The organism is Streptomyces sp. SID1328 (assembly GCF_009865595.1).
GTDB lineage: Bacteria > Actinomycetota > Actinomycetes > Streptomycetales > Streptomycetaceae > Streptomyces > Streptomyces griseoluteus.
Genome location: NZ_WWKH01000338.1, coordinates 1 through 2,864 on the forward strand (window position 1 = coordinate 1; position 2,864 = coordinate 2,864).

3 protein-coding genes and 1 pseudogene are annotated in these 2,864 nt (G+C 73.0%); all 4 read right to left on the reverse strand.

Annotated features, from left to right (window positions below; all coding sequences use genetic code 11):
• Nucleotides 1-548, reverse strand: a pseudogene (locus GT030_RS10085) (hypothetical protein); the annotation flags it as partial.
• A gap of 47 nt (nucleotides 549-595) precedes the next feature.
• Nucleotides 596-1,855: an aromatic acid exporter family protein gene (locus GT030_RS10090; protein WP_237522304.1), complete on the reverse strand. Its 1,260-nt coding sequence runs from the start codon at nucleotides 1,853-1,855 to the stop codon at nucleotides 596-598.
• Between the two features lie 96 nt (nucleotides 1,856-1,951).
• Nucleotides 1,952-2,446: an FBP domain-containing protein gene (locus GT030_RS10095; RefSeq protein WP_161200807.1), complete on the reverse strand. Its 495-nt coding sequence runs from the start codon at nucleotides 2,444-2,446 to the stop codon at nucleotides 1,952-1,954.
• 101 nt (nucleotides 2,447-2,547) lie between these two features.
• Nucleotides 2,548-2,864, reverse strand: a 317-nt coding sequence (locus tag GT030_RS10100) for a LuxR C-terminal-related transcriptional regulator (RefSeq protein ID WP_237522303.1), incomplete at its 5' end; no start/stop codon positions are given.

The following is a 2,864-nucleotide window of genomic DNA, read 5'->3' on the forward strand; positions in this document are numbered from 1 at the left end:
GCGCGCTCGGCCTCCCGCCACCGCGCGAGCGCCTCCGGGCGCAGCCCGAACGCCTGCAACTGCAGCCCGCCCCAGGTCTCCTCGCCGGTCACCTGACCCTCCACGGTGGCGCCGAGCCCGAGGGGTACGGCGACGAACTGGCGGACGGTGCCCCTGCCGGAGTTGATGCCGTCCAGCCAGGGCTGCCGGGGGAGCGTGACGTAGTTCTGCGGGTCCCGCGCCAACGCGCCCCGCCAGGGCTTGCCGGAGACCGCGCACACCTTGCCCACGCCGACCTGGAGGGCGGCCGGTTCCGTCGTCCCGGCGAAGCCGAGCCACATCGCCTCGCGCAGGTACATCGGCAGCAGCACCCCGCCGCGCGCCCGCCACGCCTCCGGTACCCGGTCGGCGTAGTCCGCGACCCGGCGCAGCGGGAACTCGCCCAGCCCCGGCGGCAGCGGATGCGTACCCCGCTCCGGGAGCCGCAGGGTGCGCACGAACCGCACCACCACCCCCTCGCCCAGCCGCAGCGTGTTCCCGTCGATCCGCACCCCGGCCCGCTCGGCCATCGGCCCGCCCCCTCGAAGCTCCGGCACCGGTCGCGCCCGGTGTCCCCTCACCCAGAACGCCCGCCGACCCCCGCACGGTTCCGCCAGAGGTCGTCCTGTACGCCCAGGCGCTGGCGCAGGCGGTTCATGCGGGGCATCTTCGCGCGCTGCTGGCGGGAGACGCGGTCCAGCTCCTCCAGGAGACGGCGGCTGCGGTGCTCGGTGTCCAGCTCGTCGATGATCCGGCTGACCTCGGTGAGGACGGCCCCGAGCAACTGCCAGTCCTCGTGGTCCTCCCCGACGTGCGCGAGGAGCTGCTCCGCGAGCCGGTCGCGGGTGGCGGCGGCCGTGTGCAGCTCGGCGGTGAGCCGGGCCTCGGCCGACTCGGCGTTGGCGCTCAGGTCGGTGGTCACCAGTACCGCGAAGCTCACCACGGCGTCCGCGATCTCGGACAGCACCTGTTCCACGGTCTGCCCGATCGGCGGCGGGAACAGCTCCTTGGGGCCGCGTGCCTTCGCCAGGTCGGTGAAGGAGCGGGCCAGTACCCGCAGGACGACCGTGCAGATCTCCAGGGTGTCGAGGCCGGTGCGCAGCACCACCCGGTGCAGCAGGCCCTCCTTGACCCGCGGGTTGAGCCTCAGGCTCTCCTCGGCCTGCCGCAGGGCCGCGTCCACCTGGATGATGTCGTGGTCCAGCCGGCGTGCCTCGTGCAGCCGTTCGGCCGCGCGCTGCCAGGGGATCGCGCCCGCCGCCTCCTCACCCATCCGGAGCATGAGCTGACGCAGCCTGCGGGCCAGCCCCTCGATGGACCGCCCGGCCGCGTCCACCCACACCGGGGGCGGCAGCAGCAGATTGCAGGCCATGCCGATGATGGCGCCGATCAGGGTCTCCACGATCCGCGCCCACGCGGTGTAGCCGACCGTGGTGACGCCGAGCACGAGCATCGCGCTGATCGCCACCTCGTTCACGTACTCGTCCACGCGCACCAGGTGACCCACGCTCAGGGCGGCCACCAGCAGCAGGGCCAGGCTCCACCAGGTCAGGCCGACCAGGAGGCTGAAGACGATGGCGACCAGCACGCCCGTCACCACGGAGTTCACCCGGCGGATGCCGTTGGTGAGGGTGGCGAAGAAGGTGACCTGGACGACCAGCAGGGCCGTCAGGGGCGCGGTCAGCGGCGCCGGTTCCGGGCTGAGCCGCAGCGCGATCACATAGGCGACCGTGGCCGCGGCGGCCGACCGCAGTGTCTGGACGACCACCGGCTCCCGGCGGCGCGCGGCCAGGCGCCGCAGCGCCCCGGCCCACTTGCGTCGCTGCTGCGCGTCCATCCACTTCCGTACGTCTGGCATCCTTTGGCGTCTTCCCTTTCCGTAACCGTGCCGAACGGGGCCGTTCGAGCACCGTGTACGCGAAAGGGGCAGCCCTCAGACGTACAGGCGATCGACGAAGGCGTTCAGGTTGCCGCCCGCGCGGGCGATCTGCTCCTCCGTCGTGAGGCTCTCCTCGAACCTGCTCCCCGACTCCGGCACCTTCTTCCCCCGGACATACAGGGAACACGCCAGGTCGGCACACATGTACACGCCGACGGAGTTGCCCTCGCGGCCCGCCGCCCCGGCCTTGCGGGCGGTCATCAGCGAGACCCCGCCGCCGCGATGGGTCGTCAGGCACAGCGAGCACATGCTGCGGTGCTGGAAGCCGCGCCGGACCGTCGGATAGCGCAGCGCGATGCCGACCAGAGCGGTGCCGCGTTCGAGGACCAGATAGCTGCGGTCGGGCGCTCCCGGATCGCGCCAGCCCAGGAAGTCCAGGTCGTCCCAGGGGCGTTCGGCGAGGTCGCGGGGGACGGCCAGCCGCTTGGCGTCGCCCTTGGAGCAGTTGACGAAGGAGGCGCGGATGTCCTGCTCGGCGAGGGGTCGCATCGGGAGAGTCCTTCTATTGTAGCCATGAGCCTAGGAGGTCTAGGTTTACGAGGGTATAGAGCGCCGCCGGGCCGGGCCAAGCGGTTTTCCGCGCGCCGTTCCTACTCGGCCTCGGCGCCCCGTGCCCGAGGCGGCCACACGCCGGGCGCGAGCACCCCCAGGGCGTAGGCGCGGGCGACCAGTTCGGTGCGGTTGGCCGCGTGCCAGCGGGCGGACAGGCGGCGCAGGTGATACGCGACACCGTCCCGGCTCAGGCCCAGCTCACGGGCGGCCCGGCCGGTGGTGGCGCCCCGGGCCAGCAGCGCCAGCACCGCGCCCTCGACCGGGGTGACGGACGCCGGTTCGGCGGCGGGCTCCGGCTCGCTCTGTCCGAGCACCCGGAGCATCACCAGCAGCGCCGGGGTCTCGTTCGTGGAGT